This window comes from Streptomyces sp. JW3 (genome assembly GCF_052216785.1).
Taxonomy (GTDB): domain Bacteria; phylum Actinomycetota; class Actinomycetes; order Streptomycetales; family Streptomycetaceae; genus Streptomyces.
Window position 1 is genome coordinate 36,178 of record NZ_JBQOUX010000055.1, and the last position, 13,812, is coordinate 49,989.

Genomic DNA, 13,812 nt, shown 5'->3' on the forward strand with positions numbered 1-13,812 from the left:
CGGTGTCCGCGTCAAGCGACGGAGACACCGATGCGGACATCGGCGCGCACACCGGCGCGGGAGACTGACGCAGACACCGACGGAGGCAGCGGCGATCATGCCACTGCCTCCGTGCGGGCGGTGCGCGGGTGCCGCGGGGATGCCGCGGGACGAGTGGCCGTCAGGCCGACACCGCTCCGGCGTTCGGCTGGTTGTCGTCGGCCGTGAGGACCGCGCCGGTCGACTTCTTGCCCTGCCGCAGCCGGCGCTCCAGCCAGCTCGCGAAGCTGGTGAGGGCGAAGTTGATCGCGATGTAGATCAGGGCCACCACCGTGAAGCTGGCGATGGTGTTGGCGCCGTAGTAGCCGCTCATGGTGTTGGCCGAGGACAGCAGCTCGGAGTAGGTGAGGACGGCGCCGCCGAGGGCGGTGTCCTTCACGATCACCACGAGCTGGCTGACGATGGCCGGCAGCATCGCGGTGACCGCCTGCGGCAGCAGGATCAGCCGCATCAGCTGGCCCTTGCGCAGACCGATCGCCATCGCGGCCTCGGACTGGCCCTTGGGCAGGGTGAGGATGCCGGCCCGGACGATCTCGGCGAGCACCGAGGCGTTGTACAGCACCAGACCCGTGACGACCGCGTACAGCGGACGGTCGTCCGAGCTGACGTCGGTGTACTCGGCGAACAGCGCCAGACCGAAGATCATCAGGACCAGGACCGGGATGGAGCGGAAGAACTCCACCACGATGCCGGCCGGGATCCGCACCCAGCGGTGGTCCGACAGCCGGGCGATGCCGAACACGGCGCCGAGCGGCAGCGCTATCACCACCGCGAGGGCGGCCGCCTTGAGGGTGTTCTCCAGGCCCGGCCAGATGTACGTCGACCAGGCCTCGGTGCCGGTGAAGAACATCTCCCACTTGGCCCACTCCAGCTGGCCCTTGTCCTGGAGCGTGCCGATGACCCACCACAGCAGGGCGGCGACGGCGACCACGAAGACCGCGGTGAGGACGATGTTGCGCCGCTTGGCCCGGGGGCCCTGGGCGTCGTAGAGAACGGAGCTCATCGCTTCACCGCCACCTTCTTGCCCACCCAGCCCAGGATCAGACCGGTCGGCAGCGTCAGAATCACGAAACCGAGGGCGATGATCGCGGAGATCAGCAGCAGCTGGGCCTCGTTCTCGATCATCTCCTTCATCAGCAGCGCCGCCTCGGCGACCCCGATCGCGGCGGCCACCGTGGTGTTCTTGGTGAGCGCGATCAGCACGTTGGCCAGCGGGGTCACGGAGGAGCGGAACGCCTGGGGGAGCACCACCAGGGACAGCACCTGGCCGAAGCTGAGGCCGATGGCCCGGGCCGCCTCGGCCTGGCCGACCGGCACCGTGTTGATGCCGGAGCGCAGCGCCTCACAGACGAAGGACGAGGTGTAGAGGATCAGGCCGAGGACGGCGAGCCGGAAGTTGAGCGACTCGAAGTTGCCGCCGGCGCCCAGGGTGACGCCCAGGGTCTGGCTCAGGCCCAGGGACGAGAACAGGATGATGACGGTGAGCGGAATGTTCCGCACGATGTTCACGTACGCGGTCCCGAAACCGCGCATCAGCGGGACCGGGCTGACGCGCATGGCGGCCAGCAGAGTGCCCCAGATCAGGGAGCCGACGGCCGACAGCAGGGTGAGCTGCACCGTCGTCCAGAAGGCTCCCAGCAGGTCGTAGTCTTCCAAGAAGTCGAACACGATCTCCCGCGCTTCCGCGTGTAGGGGTGCCCGCACAGGGTGCGCCGCCCCCACCCGGGACGGCGCACCCTGTCAGGCGCTGCCTCAGCTCTTGATGTCGCCGATCTTCGGCGCGGGCTCGTTCTTGTAGTCGGCCGGGCCGAGGTTGTCCTTGACGGCCGTGTCCCAGGCGCCGTCGGAGACCATCGCCTCGAGCGCGGTGTTGATCTTGGCCTTGAGGTCGCTGCCCTTCTTGACCCCGATGCCGTAGTTCTCGTTGGTCATCTTGAAGCCGCCGAGCTTGAACTTGCCCTTGAACTGCGACTGCGAGGCGTAACCGGCGAGGATCGAGTCGTCCGTGGTCAGCGCGTCGATGGCGCCGTTCTGAAGACCGGTCAGACAGGCCGAGTAGGTCGGGTAGTTCTGGAGCTGGGCCTTGGGCGCGAGCTTGTCCTTGACGTTCTGCGCCGAGGTGGAGCCGGTGACCGAACACAGCTTGGCGTCGTTCAGGTCCTCCGGCGCCTTGATCTTGCTGTCGTCGGCGCGCAGCAGCACGTCCTGGTGGGCCAGCAGGTACGGGCCGGCGAAGTCGACCTTCTCGGCCCGCTCGTCGGTGATCGAGTAGGTGGCGGCGATGAAGTCGACGTCACCGCGCTGGAGCATGGTCTCGCGGTCGGCGCTCTTCGCCTCCTTCCACTCGATCTGGTCCTCGCTGTAGCCGAGCTTCTTGGCGACATAGGTGGCGACGTCCACGTCGAAGCCCGCGTAGCCGTCCGGGGTCTTCTGGCCGAGGCCCGGCTGGTCGAACTTGATGCCGATGGTGATCTTCTTGCTGTCCCCGGAGGAGCCGCTGTCGTCGTCGCCGGAGCCGCAGGCGGTGGCGGACAGGGCGAGGGCGAGCACGGTGGCCGAGGCGGCGGTGACCTTGCGGAGCTTCATGGTGAACATCCTTCGACTGTGTTCAGATGAGCAGATGGGGCCGTCAAGCGCGGGTGACGTGAGCCGGGTGTGGGGCAGCGGCGTCGGTGGAGCAGCGGCGTCAGTGGTGCAGGATCTTCGACAGGAAGTCCTTGGCGCGGTCGCTGCGCGGGTTGCTGAAGAACTGGTCCGGCGTGGCCTCTTCGACGATCCGGCCGTCCGCCATGAAGACCACCCGGTTGGCCGCGGAGCGGGCGAAGCCCATCTCGTGCGTGACGACGATCATCGTCATGCCGTCCCGGGCGAGCTGCTGCATGACCTCCAGGACCTCGTTGATCATCTCCGGGTCCAGCGCCGAGGTCGGCTCGTCGAAGAGCATCACCTTCGGGTCCATGGCCAGCGCGCGGGCGATCGCGACGCGCTGCTGCTGGCCGCCGGAGAGCTGCGCGGGGTACTTGTCCGCCTGATGGCCCACCCCGACCCGGTCGAGCAGGGCCCGGGCCTTCTCCTCGGCCTGCTTCTTGTCCGCCTTGCGGACCTTGACCTGGCCCAGGATGACGTTGTCGAGCACCGTCTTGTGCGCGAAGAGGTTGAAGGACTGGAAGACCATGCCGACGTCGGCCCGCAGTCGCGCCAGCTCCCGGCCCTCCTGGGGCAGCGGCTTGGCGTCGATCGTGATGGCGCCGGAGTCGATCGTCTCCAGCCGGTTGATGGTGCGGCACAGCGTGGACTTACCGGACCCGGAGGGCCCGATCACCACGACGACCTCGCCGCGGGCGATCGTCAGATCGATGTCCTGGAGCACGTGCAACGCGCCGAAGTGCTTGTTGACATTCTTCAGTACGACCAGATCGCCGGTTGCGGCCACGTCATCCTTGGCCACCGATACTTCGGTCATCGCTCTGAGGCTCCGTCCTCCTCGGTTTTGGAGGACAGTAGTGACGCCGGACGACCTGCGTCATTACATCTGAGGAGGATCTGAGCATCACGATCCGATAGCGATCGGACACGTGTCGTAGCACGTACGAGCAGGGCGCATATCGGCCGGATAACTTCGGGGTTTCCGCAACCGGAACCCTCTTGACGCCGTCCCTGTCCATCAGCGTGACTGCACGGGTACGCGCGCGTACCGACGTCGTTTGTACCCGTGCCGAGCGTACGGCGGATGAACCGAAGGGGGACCGGATGAGACTGCTGCTCGTCGAGGACGACAACCATGTCGCCGCCGCCCTGTCCGCGATCCTGGCGCGGCACGGCTTCGACGTCACCCACGCGCGCAGCGGCGAGGAGGCGCTGCGGGCGCTGGTCCCCGAGAGCGACGGCTTCGGTGTCGTCCTGCTCGACCTGGGCCTGCCCGACCAGGACGGCTACGAGGTCTGCGGCAAGATACGCAAGCGCACCGCCACGCCGGTCATCATGGTGACCGCCCGCGCGGACGTCCGCTCCCGCATCCACGGCCTCAACCTGGGCGCCGACGACTACGTGGTCAAGCCGTACGACACCGGCGAACTGCTGGCCCGGATCCACGCCGTCAGCCGGCGCACCGCCCACGAGGACGCGCCGGGCGCGGAGCACGAGGTGCGCCTCGGCGCCGTGCACATCGAACTGCCCACCCGCCAGGTACGGGTGGACGGTACCGTCGTCCAGCTCACCCGCAAGGAGTTCGACCTGCTCGCCCTGCTCGCCCAGCGCCCCGGCGTGGTCTTCCGCCGGGAACAGATCATCAGCGAGGTCTGGCGCACCAGCTGGGAGGGGACCGGGCGCACCCTGGAGGTGCACGTCGCCTCCCTGCGCGCCAAGCTGCGCCGGCCCGCCCTGATCGAGACCGTGCGCGGCGTCGGCTACCGCCTCGTCGCGCCCACCGCGTAGCGGGCCCGGGTGCGCGCGCGTCTGCTGCCGCTGCTGATCGTCCTGATGGCGGCCGTCCTGCTGGCGTTCGGCGTGCCACTCGCCGTCAGCGTGGCCCGGGCCGAGCAGCAGGAGACGGTCGTCGACCGGATCGACGACACCGCGCGGTTCGCGGCGCTCGCCCAGTTCGTCGGCGACGCGCCCTCAGGGTCGCGCACCACGCCCACCGAGCGGCTGGCGACCCTCCAGAGCGAACTGATCAGCTACTACGAGGTCTACGACATCCGGGCCGCCGTCTTCTACACCAATCACATCCCCATGGCCAACGCCCCGACCACCTGGTTCCTCCCCCAGCAGGGCGAGGCGCGGGACGCCTTCGACGAGGCGCTGCTCAGCCGCCGCAGCCACGACCCGGAGCAGGTGTGGCCCTGGGAGGACGGCCGGCTGGTGGTCGCCTCACCGGTCATCCGGGACGGCGACGTGGTCGCGGTGGTGGTCACCGACTCGCCCACCGGTCCGATGCGCTCGCGCACCCTGGACGGCTGGCTGGTCATCGCCGCCGGTGAGATCGCCGCGATGTTACTGGCCGTGGGCGCCGCCCTGCGGCTCACCGGCTGGGTGCTGCGCCCCGTACGCGTCCTGGACGCCACCACCCACCAGATCGCCACCGGCCGCCTCAAGTCCCGGGTCGCCCCGTCCGGGGGACCGCCGGAACTTCGGCGGCTGGCCCGGTCGTTCAACGAGATGGTGGACAACGTCGAGGACGTGCTGGAGCAGCAGCGCGCCTTCGTCGCCGACGCCTCCCACCAACTGCGCAACCCGCTGGCCGCGCTGCTGCTCCGCATCGAGCTGCTCGCCTTCGAGCTGCCCGAGGGCAACGCGGAGATCGCTTCCGTGCAGACCGAGGGCAAGCGGCTGGCCCACGTCCTGGACGACCTGCTGGACCTGGCGCTGGCCGAGCACACCGAGCCCGACCTGAAGGTCACCGACATCGGCGCGCTGGCCGCCGAGCGGGTCGCGGCCTGGTCGCCGACGGCCGCGGCCAAGGGCGTGGTGCTGGCCGGGGACTGCCCGCCGACCACCGCCTGGGCGGACCCGGTGGCGCTCTCCAGCGCCCTGGACGCGGTGATCGACAACGCGGTGAAGTTCACCCCCGAGGGCGAGATCGTGCAGGTCACGGTCGCCTCCGACGGCGTCTCCTCGACGGTCGTCGTCGCCGACCGCGGCCCCGGTCTGACCGACGAGGAACTCTCCCGGGTCGGCGACCGTTTCTGGCGCAGCGGCCGGCACCAGAACATCAAGGGCTCCGGGCTCGGCCTGTCCATCTGCCGCGCCCTGCTCGCCGCGGGCGGCGGCACGATGGCCTACGAGCACCATCGTCCGCACGGGCTGAAGGTGACGGTGTCGGTGCCGAGGAGCGCGCCCCCGGACAGCCCCGGGCCGGTCAGGGTTTGACGGACGCGTAGTAGCGCCGGGCGCCCTCGTGGAGCTGGAGCGGGTCGGTGTAGATCGCCGTGCGCAGATCGACCAGCTGGGCCGAGTGCACGTGCGCCCCGATGCCGTCCCGGCTCTCGATCACCGTCCGGGTCAGCCACTCGGTGATCCGGGGATCGGCGTCCTCCCGCGTGATCAGCACGTTGGACACCGCCATCGTCGGCACCGCGTACCCGTTCTGGACCGTGGGATAGGCCGACTCCGGCATGGCGGCGGCCCGGTAGTAGCGGGTCGGCCCCGCCTGGTCGTGCAGCTTGGCGACGAGCTTCTCCTCGATCGGCACGAACCGGAACGACGGCTTCTTGGCGATCCGTTCCAGCCCGTCCGTCGGCAGCCCGCCCGACCAGAAGAACGCGTCGAGCCCGTGCCCCAGCCGCTCGGGGCCGGTGTCGATGCCGTCGGCCCGCGGGGTGATGTCCGTCTGCGGATCGATGCCCGCGGCCTTCAGCAGCCGGGTCGCTATCAGCCGCACGCCCGAGTCGGGCAGCCCGATGGCCACCCGCTTGCCCCGCAGGTCGGCGACTGACTGGATCGGCGAGTCGGCGGAGACGACCAGCTGTACGTAGTCGTCGTACAGCCGCGCCACCCCGCGCAGCCGGTCGGCGCCGGGCCGGTCGTCGAAGGCGTACGTCTCCACCGCGTCGGCCGCGGCGATCGCGAAGTCGGCCCGGCCGGTCGCCACCCGCGCGACGTTCTCCTGGGAGCCCGCGCTGGTGCGCAGCCGCACCTTCAGCCCCGGCATGTCCTTGCGCAGCTGCTCGCGCAGCAGTTCGCCGTACTTCTGGTAGACCCCCGCGCGGGTGCCGGTGGCCAGCGTGATCGTCCCCGTCGGGGGCTTCTCGCCCAGCGGCAGCAGCCACCACAGCAGCAGGCCGAACGCGACGACGGCGGCCGTCGCGCCCAGCAGGGCCCGGCGGGTGCCGATACGGGAGAACAGCGTGGGCATGCGCGCGATCCTGCCAGCCCGCATGCCCGCTGACCAGGGCGGCCGGGCGCGGGGCCGGATTGTCACAGGCGGTCGTTACAGTCGGTCGCATGAGTTCGTCCCCCGCCGACCGCGCGACTTCGTCCCCTGCTGACCTGGTCCGGGCCTTCCACCGGACCTTCGGGCTGGACACCCGCGACACCCCGGCGCGGGTGGATCCGCGCCTGGCCGCCCACCGCGGCGAACTGCTCGCCGAGGAGGCGGCGGAGGTGGCTGAGGTCTCCGTCGAAGGACCGCTGGACCACCTCGCGCACGAGCTGGCCGACGTGGTCTACGTCGCCTACGGCACGGCGTTGGTGCACGGCATCGACCTGGACGCGGTGATCGCCGAGATACACCGGTCCAACATGACGAAGCTGGGCCCAGAGGGGCAGATCAGCCGCAGGGCCGACGGGAAGGTCCTCAAGGGCGAGCACTACGAGGCACCGGACGTGGCGGGGGTGCTGCGGCGGCAGGGGTGGACGCCGGACTGCCCCGCCTCTTAGCCGGCCACCGTCGCCGGGCTGCCCTGCGCCTCAGTCGGCCACCGTCGCCGGATCGCCCCGCTCCTCGGCCACCGTCGCCGGGCTGTCCCGCCCTTCACTCGGCCACCGTCGCCGGATCGTCCCGCTCCTCAGTCGGCCACCGTCGCCTCCGCGTCAGCCGTCCGGGGGGTCTCCTCGGGGACGTCCGGGCGGCGGTCCCGCCTGGCGTTCCGGCGGCGGGCCAGCAGGCTCGCGACCGACTCGGTGTACCGGGCGGTGAGCGGACCGAGAATGACCAGAATCAGCACGTACGCCGTGGCCAGCGGGCCGAGGGACGGTTCGATACCGGCCGAGACGGCGAGCCCCGCGATCACGATGGAGAACTCGCCGCGGGCCACCAGCGCGCCGCCCGCCCGCCAGCGCCCCTTGACCGAGATCCCGGCCCGCCGCGCCGCCCAGTATCCCGTGGCGATCTTCGTCAGGGCGGTGAGGACCGCCAGCGCGAGGGCGGGCAGCAGCACCGGCGGAATGCTCGCCGGGTCGGTGTGCAGCCCGAAGAAGACGAAGAACACGGCGGCGAACAGGTCCCGCAGCGGGCTCAACAGCGTGTGCGCGCCCTCCGCGACCTCCCCGGACAGCGCGATGCCCACCAGGAACGCGCCGACCGCCGCCGACACCTGGAGCTGCTGGGCCACACCAGCGACCAGGATCGTCAGACCCAGCACGACCAGGAGCAGCTTCTCCGGGTCGTCGCTGGAGACGAACCGGGAGATCACCCGGCCGTAGCGGACCGCCACGAACAGCACGATCCCGGCCGCGCCCAGCGCGATCGCCAGCGTCACGCTGCCCGTCATCAGCCCGGCACCGGCCACCAGCGCCGTGACGATCGGCAGGTACACCGCCATCGCCAGGTCCTCCAGGACCAGCACGCTGAGGATCACCGGGGTCTCCCGGTTGCCGACCCGGCCGAGATCGCCGAGCACCTTGGCGATCACACCGGACGACGAGATCCAGGTGACCCCGGCCAGTACGACGGCGGCGACCGGGCCCCAGCCCATCAGCAGCGCCGCCACCGCGCCCGGCAGGGCGTTGAACGCGCAGTCCACGAGCCCCGCCGGATAGTGCGACTTCAGATTGGTGACCAGGTCACCGGCCGTGTACTCCAGGCCCAGCATCAGCAGCAGCAGGATGACGCCGATCTCGGCGCCGGTCGCGACGAACTCCTCGCTCGCGCCGAGCGGCAGCAGCCCGCCCTCGCCGAAGGCCAGCCCGGCGAGCAGGTACAGCGGGATGGGGGAGAGCCCGAACCGGCCGGCGAACCGGCCGAGCAGGCCGAGGCCCAGGATGATGGAACCGAACTCGATCAGCAGTACCGCGGAACCGTGCACCGGGTCACTCCCGCCCGAGTATCGCCGCGGCCGCGTCGACGCCTTCTCGGGTGCCGATGACGATCACCAGGTCGCCGCCCATCAGCCGGAAGTCCGGGGTCGGGGACGGGACCGCCTCGGCGTGCCGCAGCACGGCCACGATCGACGCGCCGGTCTCGGTCCGCATCCTGGTGTCGCCCAGCACCCGCCCGTTCCAGTGGGAGGTCGCGGCCACCTCGATCCGCTCGGCCACCAGCCCGAGGCCGGAGGCGCCCAGCAGGCTCGCGCTCTGGTGCGACGGCTTCAGCGCGTTGATCAGCGCATCCGCCTCGGCGGACGTCAGCTTCAGGGACTGCGCGCAGGAGTCGGGGTCGTCGGCCCGGTACACGTTGACCGTGCGGGCGCCGTCCCGGTGCGCCACCACCGACAGCTGGCGGTGTTCCCGGGTGACCAGGTCGTACTGGACCCCGATGCCCGGCAGCGGCGTCGCCCTCAGGCGTGGAGCGGACACGTGGCTTCTCCTCGTTCGTTCTCGTGCTGTGCTGCGCCCGGCCCGGTGCCCATGGGTGTCCGGTGGCGCGTCGCCATGCTGTCACCCGCACGTACGGTGGCGATATGGGTGTCGTGACGGATATGCGCAACCGGCCGGGAGTACGGAGACTGCTCCCGGCGGCGTCGTGGGCGAGAGCGGCGTCCGCCGCACCGGCGTCCGCGAAAGCCGCGTCCGCGAGTTCCGGAGGGAGCGGGAAGCAGACCGTGTCGCTGTTCTGGCGGATCTTCTCGCTCAACGCCACCGGCCTGGTACTGGCCACCGCGCTGCTGCTGGGACCGGTCACCGTCTCCACCCCCGTGCTGCCGCACGAGGCACTGATCCTGCTCGGCGGCCTCGCCGCGCTGCTGATCGGCAACGCGATCGTGCTGCGGGTCGGCCTCACCCCGCTGCGCCGGCTGGGCCACGCGATGTCCACCGCCGACCTGCTGCGTCCCGGAACCCGCCCGGAGGTCTCCGGCCCGGCCGAGGCGGCCGTGCTGATCGCGACGTACAACACCATGCTCGACCGTCTCCAGGCGGAACGCGCCGCCGGGGCCGCCCACGCGCTGCACGCCCAGGAACGCGAGCGGCACCGCATCGCCCGGGAACTGCACGACGAGGTCGGTCAGACCCTCACCGCCGTCCTGCTCCAGCTCAAACGGGTCGCTGACCGGGTGCCCGCCGAACTGCGCGACGAGGTGGGCCAGACCCAGGAGGCGACCCGGGCCGGACTGGACGAGATCCGGCGCATCGCCCGCCGGCTGCGCCCCGGCGTGCTGGAGGAGCTGGGCCTGGCCAGCGCCCTGCGCTCGCTCGCCGCCGAGTTCACCCACCACGGGCTCACCGTGCGCCACCAGGTCCCCGGCGAGCTGCCCCCGCTCTCCCCGGAGGCGGAACTCGTCCTCTACCGGGTCGCTCAGGAGGGCCTGACCAACACCGCCCGGCACTCCGCCGCCGACCGTGCCGACGTCACCCTGCGTCGGCTTCCCGACGCCGTCGAACTCCTGGTCCGCGACAACGGCACCGGCATCGGCGACGCCCCCGAGGGGACCGGCATCGGCGGCATGCGGGAACGCGCCCTGCTGGTGGGAGCCGACCTGTCGGTGGCATCCGGCCCGGACGGGGGCACCGACGTACGCCTGCGCGTCCCCGCAGCACCCGCCGGAACCGGCCCCCACGCGCGCGTACTGACCGGAAGGCCCGGAGCCGACCTCCACGCGCGCGTGCCGACCGGAAGGCCCGGCCCCGACCCGCACGCGAACGCGCCCACCGCGCCCGGAGACCGCCGATGACCACCCACTCCCCGCCGCCCCCGATCCGCGTCCTGCTCGCCGACGACCACACCCTGGTACGCCGCGGTGTGCGCCTCATACTCGACGGCGAACCCGACCTGAGAGTCGTCGCCGAGGCCGGGGACGGCGCCGAGGCGGTCGCGGCGGCCCGGTCCGGCGACGTGGACCTCGCCGTCCTGGACGTCGCCATGCCCCGGATGACCGGCCTCCAAGCGGCCCGCGAACTCTCCCGCCGCCTGCCCGACCTGCGCATCCTCATCCTGACGATGTACGACAACGAGCAGTACTTCTTCGAGGCCCTCAAGGCGGGCGCCTGCGGTTACGTGCTCAAATCGGTCGCCGACCGCGACCTGGTGGAGGCGTGCCGGGCCGCCGTGCGCGACGAGCCGTTCATCTACCCGGGCGCCGAGCGCGCCCTGGTCCGCGCCTACCTGGACCGCCTGCACCGGGGCGACGGACTGCCCGCGCGGCCGATCACCGAACGTGAGGAGGAGATCCTCAAGCTCGTCGCCGAGGGCCACACCTCCAAGGAGATCGGCGAACTCCTCTTCATCAGCGCCAAGACCGTCGAACGGCACCGCGCCAACCTGCTCCAGAAGCTCGGCGTCCGGGACCGCCTGGAGCTGACCCGGTACGCGATCCGGGCCGGCCTCATCGAGCCCTGACCAGCGGCTTTCACGGTTGTCCACAGGCCGCCCGGGTCACTGCCGCGGACCGCCTACCCTTATTGCCATGACCAGCATCGACCGGAGCCAGACCGTGGGCGCCCCCCGCACATACGAGGTACGCACCTACGGGTGCCAGATGAACGTCCACGACTCCGAGCGATTGTCAGGTCTGTTGGAGGACGCCGGGTACGTCCGCGCCCCCGAGAGCGCCGACGGCGACGCGGACGTCGTCGTCTTCAACACCTGCGCGGTGCGTGAGAACGCCGACAACAAGCTGTACGGCAACCTGGGCCACCTCGCCCCGAAGAAGGCGAGCCGCCCCGGCATGCAGATCGCGGTCGGCGGCTGTCTGGCCCAGAAGGACCGCGACACCATCGTGAAACGCGCCCCCTGGGTGGACGTGGTCTTCGGCACGCACAACATCGGCAAGCTGCCGGTCCTCCTGGAGCGCGCCCGCGTGCAGGAGGAGGCACAGGTCGAGATCGCCGAGTCGCTGGAGGCGTTCCCGTCCACGCTGCCCACCCGCCGCGAGAGCGCCTACGCCGCCTGGGTCTCCATCTCGGTGGGCTGCAACAACACCTGCACCTTCTGCATCGTCCCCGCCCTGCGCGGCAAGGAGAAGGACCGCCGCCCCGGCGACATCCTGGCCGAGGTCGAGGCCCTGGTCGCCGAGGGCGTCTCCGAGATCACCCTGCTCGGGCAGAACGTCAACGCGTACGGCTCGGACATCGGCGACCGCGAGGCGTTCAGCAAGCTGCTGCGGGCCTGCGGCACCATCGACGGCCTGGAGCGGGTCCGCTTCACCTCACCGCATCCGCGCGACTTCACCGACGACGTGATCGCCGCCATGGCCGAGACACCGAACGTGATGCCGCAGCTGCACATGCCGCTCCAGTCCGGCTCCGACCCGGTCCTCAAGGCGATGCGCCGCTCCTACCGCCAGGAGCGCTACCTCGGGATCATCGAGAAGGTCCGCGCCGCCATCCCGCACGCCGCGATCACCACCGACATCATCGTGGGCTTCCCCGGCGAGACCGAGGCGGACTTCGAGCAGACCCTGCACGTCGTCCGCGAGGCCCGGTTCGCGCAGGCGTTCACCTTCCAGTACTCCAAGCGCCCCGGCACCCCGGCCGCCGAGATGGACGGCCAGATCCCCAAGAAGGTCGTCCAGGAGCGCTATGAGCGGCTGGTCGCCCTCCAGGAGGAGATCTCCTGGGAGGAGAACAAGAAGCAGGTCGGCCGCACCGTGGAGCTGATGGTCGCGGAGGGCGAGGGCCGCAAGGACGGCAGCACCCACCGCCTCTCCGGCCGTGCCCCCGACAACCGCCTGGTCCACTTCACCAAGCCGGACCAGGAGGTCCGCCCCGGCGACGTGGTCACCGTCGAGATCACCTACGCCGCCCCGCACCACCTGCTCGCGGAGGGCGCCGTCCGCGCCGTGCGGCGCACCCGCGCGGGCGACGCCTGGGAGAAGCGCCACACGGCGGAGCAGACCGCCAAGCCCACGGGCGTGCTGCTGGGCCTGCCGAAGATCGGCGTCCCCGAACCACTGCCGGCCGCGGTCGGCGGCTGCGGCTGCGACTGACCGCACGACCGGGAGCCGCCGGGAGTCGCGCGGGGCGGTGGCCGGGGCGGTGGCCATCGGCCGCAAGGGACGCAGAGGTGAATGCCGGCAGGCCGGTCCGCGTCCCGCCGACCCCGCCGCCCTGAAAGCCGTCCCGGACGGACGGGGATACGCTGCCGATCATGCTTGTCGCCGCCGCCGTCTGTCCTTGCCCGCCCCTCCTGGTCCCCGAGGTCGCCTCGGGCGCCGCGCCGGAACTCGACCCGGTGCGCGCCACGTGCACGGACGCGCTGGGCGTGCTCGCCGCCGCGCGGCCCGACCTGCTCATGGTCGTCGGGCCCGCCGAGGGCACCGGACCGGAGGAGACCGAGCGGTACCCCCAGGGCACCCGCGGAACGTTCCGCGGCTTCGGCGTGGATGTGGACGTACGGCTCGGTGCCGACCGGGGCGGTCAGGTGACCGGGCCGGAGCTGCCGTACGGGCTCGCTGTCGGTGCCTGGCTGCTGGCGCGGACGGGGTGGTCCGACGCGCCGGTCGAAGGGCTCGGCGTGGGGGAGTCCCTAGCCGCCGAGGGGTGCGCCGCCCTCGGGCAAGACATCGCCGGGCGGGCCGGCCGGGTGGCGATGCTCGTGCTGGGAGACGCCAGTGCCTGCCGCACGCTCAAGGCGCCCGGCTATCTCGACGAGCGGGCGGCACCCTTCGACGCGGAGGCGGCCAGCGCGCTGGGCGCGGCGGACCTGGCGGCGCTCAGGGCCCTGGACGCGGAGCTGGCCCACGAGCTGAAGGTGTCGGGTCGGGCACCCTGGCAGGTCCTCGCGGGCGCCGCTGAGGGCACCGGCCTGAGCGGCGCGCTGCTGTACGCGGACGCGCCCTATGGGGTCGGCTACATGGTGGCCGCCTGGTCGTAGCGCCGTAGCGCCGTAGCGCCGTAGCGCCGTGGCGCTGAAGCAGGGTGCGCCGGTACCCGACGGCGGACGGCCCGGAGCCCATGCGC

General features: G+C 71.4%; 14 protein-coding genes. 7 read left to right on the plus strand and 7 right to left on the minus strand.

All coding sequences use genetic code 11. The features are described 5' to 3' along the window. Positions 1 to 160 precede the first annotated feature (160 nt). The 4 genes from ACTT8P_RS22205 to ACTT8P_RS22220 all read right to left on the minus strand — a co-directional run bounded on the left by ACTT8P_RS22205 (position 161) and on the right by ACTT8P_RS22220 (position 3,502). Entirely contained in the window at positions 161 to 1,042 is an 882-nt protein-coding gene (locus tag ACTT8P_RS22205; RefSeq protein ID WP_442833446.1) for an amino acid ABC transporter permease, read from the minus strand. Continuing rightward, positions 1,039 to 1,707 carry an amino acid ABC transporter permease gene (locus ACTT8P_RS22210; RefSeq protein ID WP_442833447.1) on the minus strand — a complete coding sequence of 223 codons (669 nt, stop codon included), beginning with the start codon at positions 1,705 to 1,707 and terminating at the stop codon, positions 1,039 to 1,041. Before ACTT8P_RS22210 ends, ACTT8P_RS22205 begins: the two co-directional genes overlap by 4 nt. 84 nt (positions 1,708 to 1,791) lie before the next feature. Continuing rightward, positions 1,792 to 2,625: a glutamate ABC transporter substrate-binding protein gene (locus ACTT8P_RS22215; protein WP_361162929.1), complete on the minus strand. Its 834-nt coding sequence runs from the start codon at positions 2,623 to 2,625 to the stop codon at positions 1,792 to 1,794. A 100-nt stretch (positions 2,626 to 2,725) separates the two neighbouring features. After that, positions 2,726 to 3,502 carry an amino acid ABC transporter ATP-binding protein gene (locus tag ACTT8P_RS22220; RefSeq protein WP_442833448.1) on the minus strand — a complete coding sequence of 259 codons (777 nt, stop codon included), beginning with the start codon at positions 3,500 to 3,502 and terminating at the stop codon, positions 2,726 to 2,728. 287 nt (positions 3,503 to 3,789) lie between these two features. Here ACTT8P_RS22220 and ACTT8P_RS22225 point away from each other — a divergent pair, with 287 nt between their 5' ends. After that, complete coding sequence (locus ACTT8P_RS22225; RefSeq protein WP_442833449.1) at positions 3,790 to 4,473, plus strand: response regulator transcription factor; 684 nt, start codon at positions 3,790 to 3,792, stop codon at positions 4,471 to 4,473. 9 nt (positions 4,474 to 4,482) lie between these two features. Further along, positions 4,483 to 5,907, plus strand: coding sequence for an ATP-binding protein (locus tag ACTT8P_RS22230; protein ID WP_442833450.1), 1,425 nt, complete (start codon positions 4,483 to 4,485; stop codon positions 5,905 to 5,907). On the opposite strand, the gene ACTT8P_RS22235 is transcribed toward ACTT8P_RS22230, so the two are convergent. Further along, a complete protein-coding gene (locus ACTT8P_RS22235; protein ID WP_442833451.1) occupies positions 5,897 to 6,892 on the minus strand; it encodes a TAXI family TRAP transporter solute-binding subunit in 996 nt (331 codons plus the stop codon). The genes ACTT8P_RS22230 and ACTT8P_RS22235 overlap by 11 nt on opposite strands. An 89-nt stretch (positions 6,893 to 6,981) precedes the next feature. Here ACTT8P_RS22235 and ACTT8P_RS22240 point away from each other — a divergent pair, with 89 nt between their 5' ends. Next, on the plus strand, positions 6,982 to 7,416 hold the full coding sequence (locus ACTT8P_RS22240; protein WP_442833452.1) for a MazG nucleotide pyrophosphohydrolase domain-containing protein: 435 nt from the start codon (positions 6,982 to 6,984) through the stop codon (positions 7,414 to 7,416). A 128-nt stretch (positions 7,417 to 7,544) separates the two neighbouring features. Here the strand turns inward: ACTT8P_RS22240 and ACTT8P_RS22245 are convergent, their stop codons facing one another. Both ACTT8P_RS22245 and ACTT8P_RS22250 read right to left on the minus strand, forming a co-directional pair. Next, positions 7,545 to 8,783: a cation:proton antiporter gene (locus ACTT8P_RS22245; RefSeq protein WP_442833453.1), complete on the minus strand. Its 1,239-nt coding sequence runs from the start codon at positions 8,781 to 8,783 to the stop codon at positions 7,545 to 7,547. A gap of 4 nt (positions 8,784 to 8,787) precedes the next feature. Then, positions 8,788 to 9,273: a cation:proton antiporter regulatory subunit gene (locus ACTT8P_RS22250; protein WP_442833454.1), complete on the minus strand. Its 486-nt coding sequence runs from the start codon at positions 9,271 to 9,273 to the stop codon at positions 8,788 to 8,790. A 245-nt stretch (positions 9,274 to 9,518) separates the two neighbouring features. On the opposite strand from ACTT8P_RS22250, the gene ACTT8P_RS22255 reads away from it, so the two are divergent. The 4 genes from ACTT8P_RS22255 (at position 9,519) to ACTT8P_RS22270 (ending at position 13,726) form a co-directional block, all read left to right on the plus strand. Continuing rightward, positions 9,519 to 10,586 (plus strand): HAMP domain-containing sensor histidine kinase, encoded by a 1,068-nt coding sequence (locus ACTT8P_RS22255; protein WP_442833455.1) that lies wholly within the window; start codon positions 9,519 to 9,521, stop codon positions 10,584 to 10,586. Beyond that, positions 10,583 to 11,251 carry a response regulator gene (locus tag ACTT8P_RS22260; protein WP_442833456.1) on the plus strand — a complete coding sequence of 223 codons (669 nt, stop codon included), beginning with the start codon at positions 10,583 to 10,585 and terminating at the stop codon, positions 11,249 to 11,251. The genes ACTT8P_RS22255 and ACTT8P_RS22260 overlap by 4 nt, the downstream gene beginning before the upstream one ends. Before the next feature lie 67 nt (positions 11,252 to 11,318). After that, a complete protein-coding gene (miaB, locus tag ACTT8P_RS22265; RefSeq protein ID WP_442833457.1) occupies positions 11,319 to 12,839 on the plus strand; it encodes a tRNA (N6-isopentenyl adenosine(37)-C2)-methylthiotransferase MiaB in 1,521 nt (506 codons plus the stop codon). Between the two features lie 161 nt (positions 12,840 to 13,000). Continuing rightward, complete coding sequence (locus ACTT8P_RS22270; protein WP_442833458.1) at positions 13,001 to 13,726, plus strand: class III extradiol dioxygenase subunit B-like domain-containing protein; 726 nt, start codon at positions 13,001 to 13,003, stop codon at positions 13,724 to 13,726. The last annotated feature ends 86 nt before the right edge of the window (positions 13,727 to 13,812 follow it).

Excerpts from the sequence above, each read along its gene's own strand:
- miaB (WP_442833457.1), top strand. The coding sequence starts at position 11,319 with ATGACCAGCATCGACCGGAGCCAGACCGTGGGCGCCCCCCGCACATAC.
- ACTT8P_RS22260 (WP_442833456.1), top strand. The coding sequence starts at position 10,583 with ATGACCACCCACTCCCCGCCGCCCCCGATCCGCGTCCTGCTCGCCGAC.
- ACTT8P_RS22235 (WP_442833451.1), bottom strand. The coding sequence starts at position 6,892 with ATGCCCACGCTGTTCTCCCGTATCGGCACCCGCCGGGCCCTGCTGGGC.
- ACTT8P_RS22225 (WP_442833449.1), top strand. The coding sequence starts at position 3,790 with ATGAGACTGCTGCTCGTCGAGGACGACAACCATGTCGCCGCCGCCCTG.
- ACTT8P_RS22270 (WP_442833458.1), top strand. The coding sequence starts at position 13,001 with ATGCTTGTCGCCGCCGCCGTCTGTCCTTGCCCGCCCCTCCTGGTCCCC.
- ACTT8P_RS22215 (WP_361162929.1), bottom strand. The coding sequence starts at position 2,625 with ATGAAGCTCCGCAAGGTCACCGCCGCCTCGGCCACCGTGCTCGCCCTC.
- ACTT8P_RS22240 (WP_442833452.1), top strand. The coding sequence starts at position 6,982 with ATGAGTTCGTCCCCCGCCGACCGCGCGACTTCGTCCCCTGCTGACCTG.
- ACTT8P_RS22220 (WP_442833448.1), bottom strand. The coding sequence starts at position 3,502 with ATGACCGAAGTATCGGTGGCCAAGGATGACGTGGCCGCAACCGGCGAT.
- ACTT8P_RS22205 (WP_442833446.1), bottom strand. The coding sequence starts at position 1,042 with ATGAGCTCCGTTCTCTACGACGCCCAGGGCCCCCGGGCCAAGCGGCGC.